Below are 20,844 nucleotides of genomic sequence, written 5' to 3'. Positions count from 1 at the left end.
CTATTCTTTACGTGGGTCAATGGTTTTTACTGCATCGGCGAAACGTCCGTAAGTTCCGGTAGCTTCTTTCAATGCTTCGTTAGCATCTTTACCCGACTTAATCATGTCCATCATTCTTCCAAGCTGAACAAACTCGTAACCGATAATTTCGTTATCGGCATCTAAACCGATTTTAGAAACATAACCTTCGGCAACTTCAAGGTAACGAGGTCCTTTTGCCGATGTTCCGTACAATGTACCGGTAACACCACGCAAACCTTTACCTAAATCTTCAAGACCTGCACCAATTGGCAGACCACCTTCAGAGAAAGCAGTTTGCGAACGACCGTAAACGATCTGAAGGAATAACTCGCGCATTGCAGTGTTAATAGCATCACAAACAAGGTCGGTATTCAATGCTTCAAGGATTGTTTTTCCGGGAAGAATTTCTGAAGCCATTGCTGCTGAGTGAGTCATACCGGTACAACCGATAGTTTCAATCAACGCTTCTTCAATAATTCCTTCTTTAACATTCAATGTTAATTTACATGCACCTTGCTGTGGCGCACACCAACCAACACCGTGGGTTAAACCCGAAATGTCTGTAACTTCTTTGGCTTTAGTCCAACTTCCTTCCTGTGGAATTGGAGCCGGGCCATGATTTGCTCCTTTAGCAACGCAAACCATACCTTCAACTTCGTGTGTAAAACTCATATTTATATATTTTCGGTTTTTTGCTGAAACAGTTAAAAAGACTCTTTTTTTCGAGCTTTTTGGTCTGTTTTAACTGCCGCGTGAAAATATTAAATTATTGTTCTACCGTACCCACTGAAAATGTATATAGGAGGCTACATTTTGTTTATTAACGTTTAGTTAAAGTATTGATAGTAAAGGATTAAAAGGTCTTGAATTGCTAATTAATTGTTTGAGTTTCTTTGGATTAGCAACAATGAATTTTATGGTAGAAACTGTTGCTGTTGATGAGAAAAATGATGAAGGGGGAGAGCATCACAAATTAATGATATTCTTCGCGGTATTTTAAGCCTTTTTCGTAGCGAACAACATCCAGTTCCTGGAAAGTGACTATACCACCTCTTTGGCTTTCGTCCAAAATTTTATTTAGCTTTTCTACAAATTGATCGAGCTTGTCGATGTTGTCGATAATTTCAATTGTTACCGGCAAATCACTCGACAAGGCAAATATTTTCATGGTGTGTATACTGTGGCTGGCGCCAAACGACATTACTCCTTTGTAAACTGTGGCTCCGGCCAAACCGGCATTTCGTGCTTCAAATACAATTTCTTCAAACAACACCCGCCCATTTATTTTATCCGATTCTCCGATGTAGATTTTCAGGATCCCTGTTTTTTCTGAAGTTTTCATAGCGCTGTCAATTTTAGGTTTTACACTACAGGGTTTTACAGAAAAATGGGGGAATTGGTTTCAAGTAACGGCTTGAAACTAAATGGGAAAATTGGTTGGATAATCTTACCAAATAAGGCGAACGAGAATCATTCCGAGGTAAACAGCCAATAATCCGAAGAATAAACTACCTCCGACATTTAATATAAATTGTCCGTAGGCTTGTTCCTTTAACATGGTGAGGTTGTTGTAGGCAAACGACGAAAAGGTTGTAAAACCTCCACAAAAACCTACGGCTAAAAACATACGCCACTCAGCATTTAGCAGGTTACCTTTTTGCGCAAGGGCGAACACCATACCAATAATAAAACTTCCGGCCATGTTGGCTACAAAAGTTCCCCACGGAAAAGTGGTGCTCATTCCTTTTTCCACAAATAGCTGAACCAGGTAGCGCAAAACACTTCCGATAAAACCTCCGGTGCCAACTATTAATATTGTTCGCAGCATTTTATTGTTTTTGATATTAATTGTTCGAATTTGTCATACAAATTAAATTCATTTTGTTTAGTCAACTCAAACAATCTGTTATTTTTAGGCTTTCAAAATTAATAAAAATGCAGGTACGATACTTTTCTCTACTTTTCCTTTTGGTTTTTTGTGGGCAAATTCTTGCTCAAAACAGTTTTAAATCGGCAGTTGAAAAACTGCTTCAGCAGGAAAATTACAAAAATGCTTTGGTTGGAATAAATGTACTCGAGCTAAATTCCGGCGAACCTGTTTTTAGTCTGAATCCTGAAAAACTATTGGCTCCGGCTTCTACCATGAAAATGATCACTTCCGGAACTGCATTGCAAATGCTGGGTGCTGATTACCGCTTTAAAACGCAAATTTCATACACCGGAAAGATTGATAAAAATGGTGTTTTAAATGGTGATTTGGTTTTGATAGCCGGAGCAGATCCGGCTTTGGGATCAGAATATTTTCAGGATCATTATTTTGAGTTTTTGAAAAACTGGGCAAAACAGGTAAAAGCATCGGGTATAATAAAAGTAAAAGGTAACCTGATTCTTGATGCCGGCATTTACGATACTGAACGAATTCCGGATAGTTGGGTGTGGGGCGATATTGGAAATTACTATGGCGCCGGACCCGATGCGTTTACGGTTTTCGACAACATGTATCGCATAACATTTTCGTCGCCTAAAAAGGAAGGAAAGCTAACAAAGGTGATTCAAACCTACCCAAAAATCGATGGATTACAGATTGAAAACGAAGTACTTTCTGCTGATAGCAACAGCGACAATGCATATGTTTTTGGCGGTCCTTTTGACAAGCACAGAGTTATTCGTGGTACTATTCCACGAAACCGCAAAGCTTTCACCATAAAAGCATCTATTCCAAATCCTGATGAAGTTTTGGCTCAGGCTTTTCTGCAAAATCTCTCGGACGAAGGCGTTTTTGTTGAAGGTGAAACACGCTATGAAAAAAATGTAAGCAAAAAGACAGAGTTGATTTATACACAAGATTCGCCAACATTAGCTGAAATTGCAGAAGTGCTGAATCATGAAAGTGTAAACCTTTTTGCCGAGCATTTTCTGAAACAGATTGCCGTTGAAAAAAACGGACTTGGAAACCGAAATGATGCGATTGATTTGGTAAAAGAATATTGGGAAGAGCAGGGATTAAGTATGGAAAACATTTTTATGGAAGACGGTAGCGGACTGTCGCATTTTAATGCGGTATCTCCGGCATTCTTTACCCGTTATTTAACACGAATGGCATCAAACGATGCATTTGTTGAATCGTTACCTGTTGCAGGTGAGGGAACTTTTAAGCGTTTTAATACAGAAAATCTGCCCGGAACAACCTTACAGGCAAAAAGCGGTTCGATGACGCGGGTGCGCTGTTATTCAGGATATCTTTCCACAGACAAAGGAAATAAATTGGTGTTCTCGTTTATGTTTAACAATTTTGGCGGTTCGCATAGCGCTTTGATTAAAGAAGTTGAGCAACTTTTTGTGCAGCTAAAAACTGAATATTAGTCATTTATTCTTAATAAGCATCCGTAAAATAAATATCGAATTGGTGTAAGTGTCATAATAATAGGTGCTTACCGTCTGTTTTGTTATTTAGATTTAGATTATGTATTGACTTGTAAACCATATTGTCGTAACTTGCATTCACCATTAAACGAATGAAGTTCCTAAAAGCTTCATCAAATACAGAAGATAATAACCATAGCCCTTTTTATGTATAGGATTCCTTCTTAAAGGACGCAAAATACTATGTTTTCTAACGAGTGTAGAAACTGAAAAGGTGATTATGATTTACGAAGCTCTTCAAATTCTTAAAGAACAACTTGATATATACCTGGACGAAGCCGGACTGGGAAAAATTGTTGTTTTGGAAAACATGGCTTTAATAGATTCAGGAAACGACAAAGCTGATAACCTGGAAGGGAAGGTAATACTCTCTTTACTCAACCTTCAGGAGGAATCATCGCTGAAAAATGCACCGGCAAGTAAAGTCGTCAACAATAAAACGGAGTATTACCACCCGGCAGTAAATGTTAACCTGTTTTTTATGGTGAGTGCCAATTGCGACTCTTACACCAATTCCTTAATAAGTATCTCAAAAACAGTCGAATATTTCCAGGGGAAAAAGGTGTTTACTGCAAAAAATACCGTTTTCAACCGATCGAATTTATCGATGCAGGAAATCGATGATTTTAAGTTTATCGTCGATTTGTACACACCGGGTTTCGAGGTGTGGAATCACATTTGGGGAACACACGGTGGCCGACAGCTTCCCGCGGTAATTTATAAAGTACAGTTGTTGCAGGTTGACCGACGCAAAAAACAGGCTTCAACAGAAGTAATCACACAAATTAACGGAACCCTCAACAACATAAATTCATGAGCTTTTCAACAACATATAAACCTTTGGTAACAGTAAATATTTTCCATAAATATTACCTGAACAAAGGAACGAACGACTATTTCAGCATGGACGATGCTGAAAAGGAAAAACAATTGGCCGGTTACCAGCTTTCCGATCTCTTTTCTATCGTACCTTCGGCAATAACTACCCTCAAAATTCAAGGGCATAAACTTCATCTTATACTGTCAGGCAAAAGTTTAATGCTTTGGGTAAAAGTTTCAGAGAATGATACAAATATTCCCTCGATTCCATTAGCAGATACTCTGGAACTCACCTTTTTGCTGAAATCAACAAACAACACATTCTTTCAAATTACACAGCTTGGAATGCTGAATGCCGGTCAATTGTTTTTCTTTTCGAATAAACGTTTAGCAACCGAAGATCCTGGATTTCCTTTAATAAAAAAGGACAATAATACTTCGGAAGTTAGCGAATCGTTCCTCTTAAATCCAAGCAGTACCGCCAACGAACTCGAGCAGCTTTCTGCCGTTGAAAAAAAGAATCTGGCAGGTATTTTACGCCTGTGTATTAAGGGCGAGAACGGTGGTTATCACCTGCTTAAATCCAACGGAAACCTACGCGATGAATCCCGAACTTTTAATATTGTTTTTCCCAATCGAAAAACAACCTGGCGCTATTTTTTCGAATCCGACCAGGTAGTAACAGGTGCCGACAACGTGAAAAAGGAACAGGGAAATGCCCGCCAGCTTATTACGCGAACCGAAAAGCCGCTAACTGCAAAAGGCTTCGTATCAGTAAAACTGGACGGAAAAGAATTACCAAATCCCGATACACTTCAGATGAAACCTGATGAAACTCTAACTAAAATATATACAGAAATATACATGTAAAATTTAAATCCAAAATTATGGCAACGTACAAAACACCAGGCGTTTATGTCGAGGAAATTTCGGTTTTCCCGCCATCGGTGGCTCAGGTTGAGACCGCCATTCCTGCCTTTATTGGCTACACCGAAAAAGCAAAGAGGTTGGTCGACGACGATTTGCTTAATGTGCCTACACGCATTACATCGCTGTTGGAATACAAACAGTTATTTGGTGGTGCAAATCCTGAAGAAAATATTGCCGTAAATATCAGCGATGTTTACGACACTGCAGGAAATTTGAGCAGAACTATTCAAGTCCCCGATCCCACAACAAAATCGCCCTTCCTAATGTATTACTCCATGCAACTTTACTTTGCCAATGGTGGTGGCCCTTGCTACATTGTATCCGTTGGCGACTATTCGGGATCGGTTAGTAAGGCCACACTTGGCTCAAACGGAGGTTTAGCTCTTGTTGCAAAAGAGGACGAACCAACATTGATCGTTTTTCCTGATGCTACAAATGTTTCAACTGTTACCAATTTCTACGATTTGTACGAAGAAGCGATGACCCAATGTCACGACTTGCAGGATCGGTTTACGATTATCGATTCCTTTAACCAGGCTGCTTCGTTTGCAGATACATTGCGTACGAACATCAGTTTGGGTACCGATTACCTGAAATATGGTGCAGCTTATTATCCGTGGTTAAAAACCACTCTTCCGTATGCTTTTGATGAAGCCGATGTAACAATTGCGCATACCGAGTCTGGCGCACCCGGCGGAACAGTGAGTTACGATACGCTGGCTGTTAACGATTCAACGGTAACAGCCAATACCGAGTTGTACAATCTGATTAAACTCGAGCTGGCAAAACTAACTGTTACGCTGCCTCCTTCGAGTGCAATGGCTGGAATTTATGCCCGTGTTGATAGTAACCGTGGTGTTTGGAAAGCTCCGGCAAATGTTGGAGTAATGAGTATCGTCGGTCCGGATAAAAAAGTTACCAACCTGGAGCAGGACGGTTTGAACATGGATACCTCAGGTAAATCGATAAATGCAATCAGAACCTTTGCCGGAAAAGGCACATTGGTTTGGGGGGCACGCACACTTGCTGGCAACGATAACGAGTGGAAATATATTCCTGTTCGCCGCTTTTTCAACATGGTTGAGGAATCGGTAAAAAAAGCTACATCCCAATTTGTATTCGAACCAAACGATGCGAATACCTGGGTAAAAGTTCGAGCGATGATCGAAAACTTTTTAACCCTGCAATGGCGCGATGGTGCATTGGCCGGAGCAAAAGCCGAAGATGCATTTTTTGTAAAAGTTGGACTTGGACAGACCATGACCGCCCAGGATATTCTGGAGGGTAGAATGAATGTTGAAATTGGAATGGCAGCCGTTCGTCCGGCAGAATTTATCATCCTGAAGTTTTCGCACAAAATGCAGGAATCGTAATTAACAACTAAAAAGAAAAATCATGGCAACAGAATATCCAATGGTTAAGTTCCATTTTCTGGTTGAATGGGGTGGAACAAAAATAGGATTCACCGAAGTTTCAGGATTAGATGTTGAAACCGAAGTGGTAGAATACCGTCACGGCGCAAGTCCGGAGTATTTCAAAACAAAAATGCCCGGTATGCAAAAGTACAGCAATATTACATTGAAACGCGGAACATTTGCTTCAGACAACGAATATTTCGCTTGGTGGAATACCGTAAAACTCAATAAAATTGAGCGCAGAGACATCACCATAAGTTTGTTGAATGAAGAACACGCTCCGGTAGTGGTTTGGAAAGTTAAAAACGCATGGCCTACCAAAGTTCAATCGACCGATTTAAAGGCCGAAGGCAACGAAGTGGCTATCGAAACAATGGAGTTAGCACACGAAGGATTAACCGTTCAAAATGAATAAATATGGCTGATTATTATCCACCACTCGGTTTTCATTTTAAAGTGGAATTCAACGAATATCCCGGAGAATTTCAGTTCCAGTCGGTTTCGGGCCTCACGGTTGATGTGGAAACCGAGCAGATTGCTGAGGGTGGAGAAAATCGCTTCAAACACAAAGTTCCGGTTCGTACAAAATATCCGAATTTGGTGTTAAAACGTGGATTGGCGGTTGATTCAGAGTTGATTAATTGGTTTCGAAATGCGGTGGAAAACTTCGAATTTAAACCAACCAACCTGATTGTGAAACTGCTGAACGAAGAGCATGAACCTTTATTGAGCTGGAATGTGGTTCATGCATATCCGGTAAAATGGAGTGTCAGCAATTTTGATGCAGAGCAAAACACACTGGTTATTGAAACACTGGAATTGAACTACAATTATTTTAATGTAATGTAGCCTATGCCTATCGAAATTAAAGAATTGCACATAAAAATTGCAGTTGGCGAAAACGAATCTCAGATTTCGGATCAAAGTACTGATGTGAGCGAAAGCAGAGATGAAATAATCGAAGCCTGTGTGGAGCAGGTACTGGAAATTTTATCAAATAAGGAGGAGCGTTGATATGCCTGGCGAGTTAATAAAATTGCATATAAAAGCATATTCCGACGAAACTTTCCGGACGGAAGTAGCAAATGGTGAGTTCAGGTCGTTGCTCAATCCCGAGAAGTACAACTTAAAGTACAAGGTGGTGCAAAACCAACGTCAGGGATCGGGTACCAGTTCTTCGGCACCTCGTTACAATAAAACGCCGCCTGAGGATCTTCAGCTCGAGTTTATTTTCGATCGTAGCGGAGTGCTTATCAATTATGGTGCACCGGGTAATTCGGATGATAAGCTGAATGTGGATGAGGGAGTAGGAATCGATGACGACCTAAAGCTTTTTAAGCGTGTGGTTTTCGATTACAACGGCGATGAACACCGCCCGAATTACTTGGTGATTTCGTGGGGAACGCTGCTGTTTAAAGGCGTTTTAACCGAGCTGGATATTACCTACAAGATGTTTAAAGCCGACGGTACACCCTTGCGCGCCAGTGCCACTGCAAAATTTAAAGGCTTAATCGAAGATAATTTACGCGTTGCACAGGAGAATAATTCATCACCCGACTTAACGCACGTACGAATCGTAAACGAAGGAGACACCTTGCCGTTGATGACGCACCGGATTTATGGCGATTCAAAATATTATCTCGAAGTAGCGAAAGCGAACAACATCACCAATTTCCGAAAATTAGAAACCGGACAGAAAATTTTCTTTCCACCCATAAAACAAGTAACAAACAATGCCTGAAAGAAGAGTCATACCTACAACCCGATCAACCGATTTGGTGACATTCAAAATATTGGTGGATGGCGAAGAGTTGTCTTCGGTTTACCAGGTGTTGAGTATTGCCGTTGAAAAGGAAATCAACCGAATTCCGTGGGCTAAAATTGTATTGCTCGATGGCGATCCGGCATCACAGGATTTTCAACTGAGTAATGAAGATCTTTTTATTCCGGGTAAGGAGATTGAAATAAAAGCCGGTTATCATTCGCAAAACGAAACCATTTTTAAAGGCATTGTTATTCGTCACAACTTAAAAATTCGAACGAGCGGAGCGGTTCTCATTGTTGAATGTCGGGATCTGGCAGTAAAACTTACGGTTGGCAGAAAATCAAAATATTTTTACGAAAGCACGGACTGTGAAATCCTTGAGCAGATAATTGATGTGTACGGGCTCGACAAAGAAGTTGAAGATTCGAATGTTGCACATCCGGAAATGGTACAATACAATGTTAGCGATTGGGATTTTTGTGTTACACGTGCCCAGGCCAACGGAAAAATTTGTGTAATCGACGATGGAAAAATATCGGTTGTAAGTCCTGATCACAGCCAAACGGAAAAACTTACGCTGGTTTACGGGGCAACCATTCTTGATTTTGATGCAGAAATTGACGCCAGAAATCAGTTTGATTCTGTAAACTCATATGCATGGAATTCCGGCGATCAGGAACTACTGGAAATAGAATCAAATACTCCTGAAATAAACTCAAGCGGAAATATTTCCCCTGCAGATCTGGCATCGGTAATTGGTTTAAGCAAATTAGAGTTAAGAGAAGGTAGTGGGATTACTGATGCCGGTTTGCAGGATTGGGCTGATGCAAAAAGTTTGTTTAATCAGCTTTCAAAAATACGTGGTAGAGTAAAATTTCAGGGTGTTCACGATGTGAAACCCAATACCACCATTGAATTGGCCGGCGTTGGCAATCGTTTTAACGGGAAAGTTTATGTCTCTGCAGTTCGCCATCAAATTGCCGAAGGAAACTGGACTTGCGATGCGCAGTTCGGGATAAATCCAAAATGGTTTTCCGAGACTGTAGATATAAATCCGCTCCCGGCTTCCGGTTTGTTGGCTGCGGTAAACGGACTACAAATTGCTAAGGTAACCCAGCTTCAGAGCGACCCGAATGGCGAAGATCGAATTATGGTGCGAATGCCGCTGATTAATAACCAGGAACAAGGTGTGTGGGCAAGAATTGCCACACTGGATGCCGGTGAGCAACGGGGCTCTTTTTTCCGCCCTGAAATTGACGACGAAGTGATTGTTGGTTTCCTGAATGGCAGCCCCAATGATCCTATTGTTCTTGGAATGCTGAATAGCAGCGCAAAACCCGCTCCAATTGTGGCTTCCGATGATAATCACGAAAAAGGTTTTGTTACCCGAAGTGGAATGAAATTCATTTTCGATGACGATATGAAATCAGTGACATTGGAAACACCGGCCGGGAAAATTATAAAGGTGGATGAGGACGAAGGGACTATTAAACTGGAAGATGAGAATTCAAATTCGATAAAACTCGATAGCGACGGAATTACGATGGAAAGCCAGGGTGATATTTTGATAAACGCTGAGGGTGATGTAAAAATCGATGGAAATAACGTCGGACTGCAAGCAAATATGCAACTTAAAGTTGAAGGTGTGTCAGGAGCAGAGATATCTTCGAGTGCCAATACAGTAGTTAAAGGCTCAATGGTTCAAATAAATTAACGAGTAATATATAACAAACATTAACCAACAACATGATGAAAAATATTAGAACTTTATTTTACCTGTCAACCGATAAAAATGATGTTTTTGATGCGTCATTGAGTGGGCAAAAGATACAGACGAATTCAAAAATAAAAATCGTTGATAACCGAATCCAGTTAAATAAAGGTGGATTCATAAATTTAAATAGAAGTAAAGAACTCGATAATTTAGAAGAATTTACTCTTGAAGCAACTGTTCAACCTAAAAAGCTGGGTGAAAGAATGAATATTCTTGAAGCTCAAAAGCCCTCGGTAGCTCTTTTTATCGATGCGGACGGAAAACTTGTTGGATCAATACACACCCAAAAAGGCTGGGAAAGTGTGAATAGTGGGAGAACTAAAATTAATGTTCTTCGCGAGCAAATGGTAAGGTTAATAAGAGGAAAAGTAACGCTGGCCATTGAAATAAACGGGCGTATCGTAGGTAAAGCTAATTTCCCCGATAAAATAATAAATGTTGGACATAGTGGATTTATAATTGGTGCCGGAATTGGTGGAGGTCATTTTAAATTTTCTGGTAAGATTAATGATGTTAGAATCCGAAGCGGAGCCATAACGCAAACAAATATTGTGGCTGATAGAAGAAGAGAAACCAGTATTGCCAGACGGTTTAAAACAAAGTTTAATATCAAAAATGTACGGGTAACCCTTCAAACAGATGAAAGTCATATGAGACTGCAGTCGGTTAAAAATATTTTGAATGCCTCTGGAATTGAAAATATTTCGGATCTGTCAACTTTACAGCTAAGAACTAGAACAGTAATGACCCCAGGTAAGATTATGGTTGCTCCCGAAAAAAGAAAACTAGTTGTAAATGTAGATTGGGCATCGCTGGCCAAGAGTGCTGCTAAATTATCTGCAAAAGACAAGCAGTTGTTAATGGCAAAACATCTTATTAACCGTAATAGTGGAAAGGTTTTAGACAAGGCATTGACAACTTCGTCATCAGTTAGTACATCATCTACAACAAGCAGGACAAATATTCGGCCGTTACTTCATAATTTCTCACCAACGATTTTAACCAGCCGAACGATTCCTCTCAACACAGCCAGATTACTTGCGGGAGTGCGACAACCTGCCGAGACGAGGGTAATAACGGAAGTGATAGACATGAATTCAGTAAAACTTTCAATTAAAGATAAAAATGTAATAAAAAAACTGGATACTAAAGATCCCTCTGATTGGCCAACAATTTCAGGTGCGAAAATGAAGGTGATGTCTATGACCGTTTTACCAGTTGATACCGCAGTGATCGTAGCGGGTACTTTTGATCTAACCAATACGGAATTGGTCATTGAGCCCGAGGTTAAAACACTATATATTATTGCTGAAAAAATTGTTTGCGGACCGAATGCAAAAATAACATGGCATAAACCTGGAGGTTCAACACCTTCCAGAGCAGGGAATCCTGACCTGAATGGAAGAAGTTATTCTGGAGAACAACTCAAACCGGGTTCGCATGACGGTTTGGATGGGGAAGATGGCAACGATGGTGTTAACGGTATTAATGGAGCTAAAGGATTAAATGCACCCAATATTGAATTGTGGGTAAAGGATATGAACTCAATGCCAGATTTTGATCTTAACGGAGAGGATGGTATTAAAGGAGGAACAGGTCAACGAGGTGGACGAGGAGGAAACGGTGCAAATGGAAGAAATGAGCGGTATCGATACGTCATTAAACGCGAATGGGGATGGTGTGACGAGAATCCTGGCGATGGTGGCGACGGTGGTGATGGCGGCGATGGCGGAAATGGTGGCCGTGGTGGCCGTGGTGGTAAAGGTGGTAACATCTTTATTGGTGTGCTTCAAGATACACTTGAAAGCACAGTAACTGCTAAAGCATTTAAAATTAAAAATCAGGGCGGACAAAAAGGCCGAGGAGGCAATGGTGGAGAAGGTGGCCAGGGAGGTCGTGGAGGAAACAGAGGAGGAAACCGGCATTGTAATGCTGCAAATAATGGTCATACCGGAGCCAGAGGTCAAAGGGGTAGAGTTGGGGCTGACGGATCAAGTCTTGGAACCGACGGATTACTAACATTTTATGAATTTACGGAAGAAGCATGGGATGATTTAATTACAAGGCCCTGGATCACAGATATTGAACCTGATTATGTATTTCCCGGTGGAAGCTTAAGAATTAAAGGATCCAGATTCACGCAGAACGACAGGGTATTTATTGGCACCAGACAAATAGTACCTTTAATAAATGCCGACGAAAGTCTGTCAGTTAGTGTTCCTTCTAATATTGAAGGAGGAGAACATACGGTATATATAAGAAGACAAGATGGCGATGAAAGTAATCGGCTGAATATCTGGGTAAAACCACAACTTGATAACTTCACTTCTATTTTAAATCCCGGGGCTACTATTTCGTTAAAAGGAAACGCTTTTTTACCGGGAGCTTCAGTAATTGTTGATGGTGAGGCTATTCCTGCTGTTGTAGAAAACTCAGGTAGCCTTTCATTTGTAATGCCCGGCACCGGGGGGAGTGGAAGTATAGCACACGATAAGACCATACAGGTTAGAAATCCAGATGGAATGATTAGTAATTCTCAAACTGGTTTTATTCCGAACATACTTGAAATACCATTTAAATTTGGTATACACGATCTGTCATTTGATAATTTCAAATCAGGTGCTCCTTCCTGGGGAACTTATAAGGACACCTTTGGGGCGCTCGAAGTATGGCATGAGCAATTGGATCCATTATTTGGTCACCCGGTTTTAACGGCTGCTTTTTATGGATTCTATCACTATTTTTTGAAAGGTGAAGATCGAGGTGGATTAGCTACGGGCTTTTGCACGTCTATGTCGGCTATAGTGTTGGACGAGTTCTGGACTGGAAGTACCAATACACATTCGAAATATACTTTGAATGCTGCAACACGCGAAATGTTAACAGCTATTCATGGAAAGCTGCTAAGTCGCGAAAGCCTTATTCATTTCCATGATCAGGGGCGTCAGGGGAATGTCCGGGTACTTCAAACGTACCGTGAAATAGAACATACATTTTTTAATGGGTGTGACAGGCATAATGCTCCTATGGTATTCTTTATCCCTTCGGGAGCGATTTGGGATTCTGGATATATCGATAAACTGGGGAGTACACACTGCATTGTCCCAGTCAGATTCGTCTACCCACAAGGGCATAGTGGTCCAAAAGCCGACGGATCAACTGATCCGGATGGTGTTACTTTATTTTGTTGGGATTGTAATCATCCAACGGAAGAAGACACAGCAGGAAGTATAAAATCAGAAAACTGTAGGTTAGTATTTAGACGTACGGATGGGGAGATTCGTTTTGATTATTATGATGGAACCGATTCCCGAAAGTTTTGCAGCGAAGAGGGTATAACGCTTGGAATGATGACAAACGGAGATTATCATTTGGCTGACCACGATTTACCTTTCAGTGGTCCATTGGGACTTACAAGCTTCATTATTGACTTTTTGTTGTCGCCTGCCGACCTGCAAATTACTGATTCTAATGGACTGCGAACAGGACTATTTGGTAGTCAGATTATTTCTGAGATTGAAGATAGCAGGCCTTGCTACTTGATGAAAGGTACGTATATGATGCCATCAGATAATGCATATACACGTAAAATAACCGGTAGTGGAACGGGTAAATATACATTTAACTCAATCACACCTGATGGAACTTCTTTGGTTATTGAGAATATGGATACCTCTCCTGGGCAGGAAGATCTGCTTGCAATTAATGCCGACGGAACACAAATTCGTTTTACTCCAGGGGCCAATAAAGACTTTACTTTAACTCTTGCTCGCCAGATAGAGAACGAAGTAAGAGCAATTAGTATTGATGGAATTGGTGGTGGACCTGCTGCCGATGTTGATATTACCCTTTCTCCTGAATTATCGCTATGCAGAATAGGCAATAAGAGTAACTTAAAAAATATCAATGTCCGTGCATTTGGTATAAATGGTACAACATTAGCACACTCTAAAATCGACAGAAGTGGAATCAGCCTTCCTCCCAATCATGATTTGGTTATGGCGGTAACAGACTGGCAAAGTCTTGATTTAGCTGTTGATGCTATTCCATTTGATTAATGTTGGTTTTAGTTAAAACTAGATCATTTGAAAGTTGATTTTAAAATTAATGAACATATGGGAGTACCAGCAGCTAGAATAAATGACATGCATGTCTGTCCTATGGTAACCGGAACAGTTCCACACGTTGGCGGGCCAATTTTACCACCGGGAGAACCAACTGTAATGATTGGAGGAATGCCGGCCGCCAGAGTTGGTGATATGGCCACTTGCTCTGGTCCTCCTGATACAATTGCGGTGGGTTCGGCAACGGTTATGATAGGTGGAATGCCGGCTGCACGGATGGGTGATTTAACATCGCATGGAGGCAATATTGTAATAGGATGTCCAACAGTAAATATTGGTTGAAATGACAACATACAATTCATTTTTAGGAACAGGATGGAGTTTTCCACCCGAATTTCAAAAAGAAACGAAGGGGGTGAAAATGCTTCAGGACGAGGAGGACATTAAAAGCAGTCTGGAGATCCTTCTTTCCACTCGTTTGGGAGAGCGCATTATGGTTCCCGATTATGGTTGTAATCTCGATGAATTGTTGTTTAAACCGCTGAATATTACGGTTAAGACATACGTGATTGATTTAATAAAGACAGCAATTCTATACCATGAACCGCGTATTGATGCCCGAAAGATCACCATCGATCAAAGCAATGAATTGAATGGAGAATTGCTGATCAATATCGAATACATTATCCGAGCTACGAACTCGAGAAAAAATATGGTATTCCCATTTTATAAGGGGGAAGGAACCGAACTTTAAAAAGCTGATACATGGCAAAATGTGGTAAAGACATATTGTTATCGCGAGAAGGAACCGAACAAGAGGGAAGGTTAATTGCAGCCTTGAATCCGGATGCACTGAAATTAAATGATTTTGGTGTGGAGCAGTGGATGGACTTTGCATACACATTTGCTTCTCATGTTAATTATTTTGATGTTAACGATTCTTCCACTCCAAACGGTAATTGGCAGGACTTTTTTAAAGCAAAACCCGAACTCGAAGATTTTATCTCCGGGCTTGAAAAAGAAAGTGCTGTTACCCCGCATCTGGCGTTATTTATAACTTTTGTAAAACTGCTCGAGTACACAAAACAACGCTTTAATAAACTTACAAAACGACACCTCGATTTTTATTTCAAACAAATATTACAAATTGAAAAGCAGGCGCCAACGCCGGATAAAGTTCATGTGATATTTGAGCTGGCAAAAAATGCTGTTGCTGAAAAAATTGCAACAGAAACAGCACTCGACGGAGGAAAAGATGCTGATGGTAAAAAGCTGATTTATAAAACTTCGGGGGAGCTGGTTGCCAACCAAACGAAAGTTGCCAGTCTGAAAAGCGTATACAACGACCACGATAATTCAAAACTTAAAGCTGCCGCTGTGGCCAACTCGTTTGATGGGATTGGCGAAGAATTTCCCGATAAGGAAATAAAATGGTGGCCTTTTGGCTATTACGAAGTAGAAGGCAAACCTGATACCCGCGAATATCCTGAACTTCCCGATGCAAAAATCGGATTTGCTGTGGCCGGCGAAATTCTTGAACTACAGGAAGGCGAACGAACGGTTCAGTTATGCTTAAGTTTTTCGAAGGCTTTACCAAAAAGTATTTCTTTTAACGATTTAAAAGAAAACATTGCCATCTACTGCACCGGCGAAAAAGATTGGCTGGGACCTTTCGACATTATTTCTACGAAAAAATATTTGTCAGGAACAGAAAGTAATAGGAAGTATTTAAATATTAGCTTTCGGATTTCTAAGGAGGAAGAAGCAGTAGTAAATTATCTCCAAAAAGTACACGGAGAAAGTTTTAATACTGCTAGTCCCGTTTGTCGTATTCTGATAAAAACAGAAAACAAAAAAGGACATCAAATCTATCGGAATCTCCTGACACAAAGCCTGCAGAAAATTGAGATAAAAGTGGCTGTGCAGGGTATTAGATCACTAAGTTTGCAAAACGATTTAGGAGTACTCAATGCTGAAAAACCATTTTACCCTTTTAGTAATTCGCCGGTGGAGAAATCTAAATTCCACATCGATTATGCAGAACTTTTTAAAAAGAATTGGAACAATTTAAAGGTCCACATAAAATGGAAAAATGCACCCGATAATTTTAAAACGTGGTATGAAGCCTATCAGCACTCCTTTCGGTTTGAGCTATCGCATTTAATACTGGCCACATATCAATGGACAAAAAAAGATAAAAATGTAATTGTTACCGGCGATGGTTATTTTACCTCCGAAATTGAAATAAACGATCAGAACGATTGGGAACCGTTGGATACGCCGCAAAATATTCAATTATTTAACAGGGGAACTGATGAATGTTATGCCGAATTTACTGTGCCGAATACAAACGATAGTAGCGGTTTGGGACCGATTCGTCTGTCGCTCAATCAAGACTTTTTGCACGATATGTTTCCGAGGCTTTATTCCTTGTCAATAACCAACGAAAACGCCCTTATTCCGAACGAACCTTACACGCCGTTTGTTGAGCAGATAAGTTTGGATTACAATGCCTCTGGAACTTTTGAACCCGGCGGAAATAAGTCCAGGAAGGATTTTCAACTTTTCCACGAGCACCCGTTTGGGCAAAGCGAAGAATGTTTACTTCTGAACGCCGAAGATTCGGAGCTATTTGTTGTCCCCGAATATTGTAAAGGCGGAAACTTATTCATCGGACTTGAAAATGCTGTACCGCAACAAACGGTTTCGCTTTTAATCCAGGTTTTGGAAGGGAGTGAAAATCCGGAGGCAGAGTCGTTTGTCGGCAAACAACATGTTGGGTGGGATGTGCTTTGTAACAATAACTGGATGTCATTGGATTCAACAACGATTATTTCGAACAACACCGAAAACTTATTGAAATCTGGGATTCTGAAATTCAGTTTACCGAAAGAAGCAAACACCGATAATACTTTGTTACCGCCAGGTCTTACTTGGCTGCGTGCACGGATTCACAAAAAATACAACGCTGTATCAAAAGCTATTGGAATTCACGCACAAGTTATTCAGGCACAGTTGGGTAATAGTGATAACGATCTGCAGCATTTGATGAACGGATTGCCTGCGGAAACCATATCAAAAATGGTGAATCGTATTCCAAAAGTAAAAGGACTTGCTCAGCCTTACAATTCGTTTGGCGGGAAAGCGGAAGAAAGTGATGAGGCTTATTACCGCAGAATCAGCGAACGACTGCGGCATAAAAACCGCGCTATCACCATTTGGGATTACGAGAACCTGGTTCTACAAAACTTTCCCGAAATCCATAAGGCAAAGTGTTTATCGCACTCCTGTACCAAAATTGTAGATACCAAACGGCAAACAAAATACCTGGCACCGGGAAGTGTTGTTGTGGTCGTTATTCCCGATATCGTCAACAAAAATGTATTCGATATTTATAAACCACGTGTAAGCAAGGCCACGTTGGAAAAAATTCAACAGTATCTTTCAAAATTGAATTCCAAGTTGATACAAACACTGGTTATAAACCCGGAGTACGAAGAATTACGGGTTGATTTAAAAGTGAAATTCCACAAAGGCTACGACGAAATATATTATAAAAAGGTATTACAAGACGACCTCACACGGTTGTTGTCGCCCTGGGCTTTCGACCGCACTGCGCCCATTCGTTTTGGTTTGTCGTTGCACAAAAGTGTTCTTATAAATTATACCGAACAGTTGGATTATGTCGATTTTATTACTGATGTAAGGCTGTTTCAAAAAAATGCAGCAAACGGTATTGAATCGGAAGTTACGATTGCAACCCCATCGAGCCCCGAAGCAATTTTGGTATCGTCAAAAGAGCACAGCATAAGAGATGCAGTAAAGAATTGTATAGAAACAGCTATTGAACCGGCAGAAACATGTCAGAAGTAAACAAACATATTACCATACCGAAAGAGGTGAACTCCGGCAACGATCTGGATTATCAGTTCCTGAGAGAAAAAGGGCAGGAGTATATCGAGAAGCTGGCGAGTAGCATATGGACCGATTACAATTCGCATGATCCTGGAATAACAATCCTTGAAATGTTGTGCTATGCCATAACCGATCTGGGCGCGCGCATTTCGTTACCCATCGAGGATTTGCTGGTACCGCTCGATAGTTCAAAATCCACCGAAGATCAGTTTTTTGATGCGTTACAGATTTTGCCGTCGAAACCGGTTACGGAGAATGACTATCGCAAATTGTTTATCGATATTAAAGGTGTTAAAAATTGCTGGCTTCAGAAGTTTGAGAAAACCGTTTATGTAGACTGTAAGAACGATTTGCTTTCGTACGATCCCGACGATTTTAATGCGATAGATGACGATCTGAGAAGGAATTTTCAGTTGAATGGTTTGTATAAACTCACAGTGGATTTTGATGAACTCGACGATAAAGAATTTCCACATAAAGCTGATAAGGATGCAGAAATAGAACGTATAACAAACCTGATCATTTCCTGCTATCACGAAAACCGGAACCTTTGCGAAGACCTCATAAAAGTTTCGGAAGTGGAAACACATGGAATACAAGTGTGTGCCAGCATTGAGGTTGAACCGGAAGCTGACGAGGAATTGGTTCATGCAAAAGTATTGCGTGCCATCGACAATTATTTCTCTCCCGATTTGTGGTTTTATTCACTTCAACATATGTTGGATAAAGGTTATACGCCCGATCAGATTTTTGATGGTCCGACACTAACAAATGGTTTTATTGATCCTGAAGAACTGGAAAATGCACGGTTGAGAACCGAAGTACGCCTGTCGGATTTGATGCAACTGATCATGAAAATTGATGGTGTAAAAGTCATTAAAGACATTTCCATAAATGATTGCGACGATACCGAAAATGAAAACGATGCCTGGTTGATTTGTGTTCATCCCGGAATGAAACCCAAACGTTGCGAGAGCAGTGCGTTTAGTTATTATAAAGATGTACTTCCGCTGAATGTAAACAGCAAAAAAGTAAAAGAATATATTCAGAAACTGGAAGTTGAAGAGCAGGAAAAACAAGCTCTTGCTAAAGTGGGGATGGAGCTTAAAGTGCCAAAAGGAAGTTTCAAGAATATTGGAGAGACTACCACCATTCAGAATGATTTTCCGGAAACTTACGGAATCGGTACAGTGGGTTTGTCGTCGCGAGCTACGGAAGAGCGTAAAGCACAAGCCAAACAACTTAAAGGCTACCTCTTGTTTTTCGACCAGATTTTTGCCACTTATTTTGCACACCTTGATAAGGTGAAAGACCTGCTTACGGTGGATAACACGCTGGCGAAAACATATTTCACTCAGGCCGTACAAGACCTGGATGGTTTTGCGGATCTTGTAAATAACTACCCGCTGGCTGACGATGAAACATTAACCAAAAATCTGCTGGCAGAATTAGACGATAATATTACCCGCAAGAATCAATTGCTTGATCATTTAATCGCCCGTTTTGCTGAGAAATTCAGCAGGTATTCCTTCTTAATGAAAGAGATTTATGGTTCGTATGCCGATCAGGCGATCATAAATGCCAAGGAAAAATTTCTTTCAGAATATGGTGAAATAAAAAATACCGACGGAAGCATAAAGAATAAAGGAATCAGCAACTGGCGGGGAAGCGCTTTTAATTACTTCCAACGACCGCCGGAGGAGATTTGGGATACTGAAAATGTGGCAGGAGCACAGAAACGTATCGCACGGTTGAGTGGCATCAAAGAGTTTAAGCGACGTAATCTCTCGCCTTCCTATATTGAAACCTATAAACTTACGAACTCCGACGGCGAAGAAGTATTCCGCTGGCACATTAAAAACAACGATGGCGTTTACTTCCTTTCGGCCACAGAAGAATATTATACACGGGGTGCGGCCGAAGATGAACTTTACCAAACTATTGTAAAAATTGTAGAAACCCGCCCTGAAATCGTTGAGGAAATTTTTGCTCAAGGTGTGGAAGACGAAAAAGAAGTGGGAAACTTTGAAATTCAGGTGTCGCCAACCGGCAAATATTCGTTCGACGTAATAAATACCAATGCCGACCCGAACAGCACTGACCGAATTATTGCACGGCAATTCTTGTATTACGATACAGCAGAAGAAGTGAAAGCGGCAATTCTGGAAATGATCGAATTCTTCACAACAGATTTTATCGAAGAAGGGATGTTTATTGTTGAGCACATATTGTTACGCCCCGATGTAACAAGCGCTAATGGATTGCAAGCACAATTTATACCTGTTTGTACCAATCAGTGCACCAGTTGCGAACCCGTTGATCCGTATTCGTACCGGGTAACTGTTGTTTTGCCCGGATGGACGCACCGTTTTCGGAATATGGATTTCAGAAAATTTATGGAAGAACTGATACGCAAAGAACTTCCGGCTCATGTATTGGCCCGAATTTGCTGGATTGGCGAGCGTGCACAACTTGTTCCGGATGGGGAGAATGAAATGATACTTTTTGAAGAAGCTTATCACGAATTTTTACTGGCAAAAACAGATTCAGGCCAGGAGCAGGACGAACCAAAATTGAAAAAACTGATAGAGATACTTGCTGAACTGAACACGATATATCCAACCGGAAGACTTATCGATTGCGACGATGAAGCAGATTTGCTGGGAGGAAAGATTGTTTTAGGCCGCACAAATATTGGAAACCTTTAATTGAAAAGCG

Annotated in this window: 17 protein-coding genes; 14 read left to right on the top strand and 3 right to left on the bottom strand. The window is 40.8% G+C overall.

Translation table 11 applies throughout. The features are described from left to right. From SLH46_RS12170 to crcB, 3 genes are all read right to left on the bottom strand, one after another. Window positions 1–693, bottom strand: a complete 693-nt coding sequence (locus tag SLH46_RS12170; protein WP_297099539.1) for an iron-sulfur cluster assembly scaffold protein — start codon at window positions 691–693, stop codon at window positions 1–3. A gap of 301 nt (window positions 694–994) precedes the next feature. Further along, entirely contained in the window at window positions 995–1,363 is a 369-nt protein-coding gene (locus SLH46_RS12165) for a DUF190 domain-containing protein (RefSeq protein ID WP_320281463.1), read from the bottom strand. A gap of 105 nt (window positions 1,364–1,468) precedes the next feature. Beyond that, the gene (crcB, locus tag SLH46_RS12160) at window positions 1,469–1,849 is read right to left on the bottom strand and encodes a fluoride efflux transporter CrcB (RefSeq protein WP_320281462.1); all 381 of its coding nucleotides are present in this window, start codon (window positions 1,847–1,849) and stop codon (window positions 1,469–1,471) included. Between the two features lie 107 nt (window positions 1,850–1,956). Here crcB and dacB point away from each other — a divergent pair, with 107 nt between their 5' ends. The 14 genes from dacB to SLH46_RS12090 all read left to right on the top strand — a co-directional run bounded on the left by dacB (window position 1,957) and on the right by SLH46_RS12090 (window position 20,834). Next, complete coding sequence (gene dacB / locus SLH46_RS12155) at window positions 1,957–3,384, top strand: D-alanyl-D-alanine carboxypeptidase/D-alanyl-D-alanine endopeptidase (RefSeq protein ID WP_320281461.1); 1,428 nt, start codon at window positions 1,957–1,959, stop codon at window positions 3,382–3,384. Window positions 3,385–3,664: 280 nt separating this feature from the next. Next, entirely contained in the window at window positions 3,665–4,261 is a 597-nt protein-coding gene (locus SLH46_RS12150; RefSeq protein WP_320281460.1) for a DUF4255 domain-containing protein, read from the top strand. Continuing rightward, window positions 4,258–5,133, top strand: a complete 876-nt coding sequence (locus SLH46_RS12145) for a hypothetical protein (RefSeq protein ID WP_320281459.1) — start codon at window positions 4,258–4,260, stop codon at window positions 5,131–5,133. The genes SLH46_RS12150 and SLH46_RS12145 overlap by 4 nt, the downstream gene beginning before the upstream one ends. Before the next feature lie 17 nt (window positions 5,134–5,150). After that, window positions 5,151–6,566 (top strand): phage tail sheath family protein, encoded by a 1,416-nt coding sequence (locus SLH46_RS12140; RefSeq protein WP_320281458.1) that lies wholly within the window; start codon window positions 5,151–5,153, stop codon window positions 6,564–6,566. A 22-nt stretch (window positions 6,567–6,588) separates the two neighbouring features. Continuing rightward, window positions 6,589–7,023 (top strand): phage tail protein, encoded by a 435-nt coding sequence (locus tag SLH46_RS12135; RefSeq protein ID WP_320281457.1) that lies wholly within the window; start codon window positions 6,589–6,591, stop codon window positions 7,021–7,023. A gap of 2 nt (window positions 7,024–7,025) precedes the next feature. After that, complete coding sequence (locus tag SLH46_RS12130; protein WP_320281456.1) at window positions 7,026–7,457, top strand: phage tail protein; 432 nt, start codon at window positions 7,026–7,028, stop codon at window positions 7,455–7,457. 3 nt (window positions 7,458–7,460) lie between these two features. After that, complete coding sequence (locus SLH46_RS12125; protein ID WP_320281455.1) at window positions 7,461–7,622, top strand: DUF5908 family protein; 162 nt, start codon at window positions 7,461–7,463, stop codon at window positions 7,620–7,622. Between the two features lie 22 nt (window positions 7,623–7,644). Further along, window positions 7,645–8,349, top strand: a complete 705-nt coding sequence (locus SLH46_RS12120) for a CIS tube protein (RefSeq protein WP_320281454.1) — start codon at window positions 7,645–7,647, stop codon at window positions 8,347–8,349. Further along, window positions 8,342–10,087, top strand: coding sequence for a type VI secretion system tip protein VgrG (vgrG, locus tag SLH46_RS12115; protein ID WP_320281453.1), 1,746 nt, complete (start codon window positions 8,342–8,344; stop codon window positions 10,085–10,087). Before SLH46_RS12120 ends, vgrG begins: the two co-directional genes overlap by 8 nt. Window positions 10,088–10,122: 35 nt before the next feature. Further along, window positions 10,123–14,205, top strand: coding sequence for a LamG-like jellyroll fold domain-containing protein (locus SLH46_RS12110; RefSeq protein ID WP_320281452.1), 4,083 nt, complete (start codon window positions 10,123–10,125; stop codon window positions 14,203–14,205). A gap of 57 nt (window positions 14,206–14,262) precedes the next feature. After that, window positions 14,263–14,553, top strand: a complete 291-nt coding sequence (locus SLH46_RS12105; protein ID WP_320281451.1) for a PAAR domain-containing protein — start codon at window positions 14,263–14,265, stop codon at window positions 14,551–14,553. Window position 14,554: 1 nt separating this feature from the next. Then, entirely contained in the window at window positions 14,555–14,965 is a 411-nt protein-coding gene (locus tag SLH46_RS12100) for a GPW/gp25 family protein (protein ID WP_320281450.1), read from the top strand. An 11-nt stretch (window positions 14,966–14,976) separates the two neighbouring features. Next, window positions 14,977–18,084 carry a baseplate J/gp47 family protein gene (locus SLH46_RS12095; protein ID WP_320281449.1) on the top strand — a complete coding sequence of 1,036 codons (3,108 nt, stop codon included), beginning with the start codon at window positions 14,977–14,979 and terminating at the stop codon, window positions 18,082–18,084. After that, complete coding sequence (locus SLH46_RS12090; RefSeq protein ID WP_320281448.1) at window positions 18,072–20,834, top strand: hypothetical protein; 2,763 nt, start codon at window positions 18,072–18,074, stop codon at window positions 20,832–20,834. The genes SLH46_RS12095 and SLH46_RS12090 overlap by 13 nt, the downstream gene beginning before the upstream one ends. Window positions 20,835–20,844: the final 10 nt, after the last annotated feature.

Origin of the sequence: Draconibacterium sp. IB214405, from assembly GCF_033963885.1 — a bacterium.
GTDB lineage: Bacteria > Bacteroidota > Bacteroidia > Bacteroidales > Prolixibacteraceae > Draconibacterium.
Note: the sequence above shows the minus strand (reverse complement) of the source record. Positions and strands in the feature narration are given on the sequence as shown.

Excerpts from the sequence above, each read along its gene's own strand:
- SLH46_RS12170 (WP_297099539.1), bottom strand. The coding sequence starts at position 693 with ATGAGTTTTACACACGAAGTTGAAGGTATGGTTTGCGTTGCTAAAGGA.
- SLH46_RS12165 (WP_320281463.1), bottom strand. The coding sequence starts at position 1,363 with ATGAAAACTTCAGAAAAAACAGGGATCCTGAAAATCTACATCGGAGAA.
- crcB (WP_320281462.1), bottom strand. The coding sequence starts at position 1,849 with ATGCTGCGAACAATATTAATAGTTGGCACCGGAGGTTTTATCGGAAGT.
- dacB (WP_320281461.1), top strand. The coding sequence starts at position 1,957 with ATGCAGGTACGATACTTTTCTCTACTTTTCCTTTTGGTTTTTTGTGGG.
- SLH46_RS12150 (WP_320281460.1), top strand. The coding sequence starts at position 3,665 with ATGATTTACGAAGCTCTTCAAATTCTTAAAGAACAACTTGATATATAC.
- SLH46_RS12145 (WP_320281459.1), top strand. The coding sequence starts at position 4,258 with ATGAGCTTTTCAACAACATATAAACCTTTGGTAACAGTAAATATTTTC.
- SLH46_RS12140 (WP_320281458.1), top strand. The coding sequence starts at position 5,151 with ATGGCAACGTACAAAACACCAGGCGTTTATGTCGAGGAAATTTCGGTT.
- SLH46_RS12135 (WP_320281457.1), top strand. The coding sequence starts at position 6,589 with ATGGCAACAGAATATCCAATGGTTAAGTTCCATTTTCTGGTTGAATGG.
- SLH46_RS12130 (WP_320281456.1), top strand. The coding sequence starts at position 7,026 with ATGGCTGATTATTATCCACCACTCGGTTTTCATTTTAAAGTGGAATTC.
- SLH46_RS12125 (WP_320281455.1), top strand. The coding sequence starts at position 7,461 with ATGCCTATCGAAATTAAAGAATTGCACATAAAAATTGCAGTTGGCGAA.
- vgrG (WP_320281453.1), top strand. The coding sequence starts at position 8,342 with ATGCCTGAAAGAAGAGTCATACCTACAACCCGATCAACCGATTTGGTG.
- SLH46_RS12110 (WP_320281452.1), top strand. The coding sequence starts at position 10,123 with ATGAAAAATATTAGAACTTTATTTTACCTGTCAACCGATAAAAATGAT.
- SLH46_RS12105 (WP_320281451.1), top strand. The coding sequence starts at position 14,263 with ATGGGAGTACCAGCAGCTAGAATAAATGACATGCATGTCTGTCCTATG.
- SLH46_RS12100 (WP_320281450.1), top strand. The coding sequence starts at position 14,555 with ATGACAACATACAATTCATTTTTAGGAACAGGATGGAGTTTTCCACCC.
- SLH46_RS12095 (WP_320281449.1), top strand. The coding sequence starts at position 14,977 with ATGGCAAAATGTGGTAAAGACATATTGTTATCGCGAGAAGGAACCGAA.
- SLH46_RS12090 (WP_320281448.1), top strand. The coding sequence starts at position 18,072 with ATGTCAGAAGTAAACAAACATATTACCATACCGAAAGAGGTGAACTCC.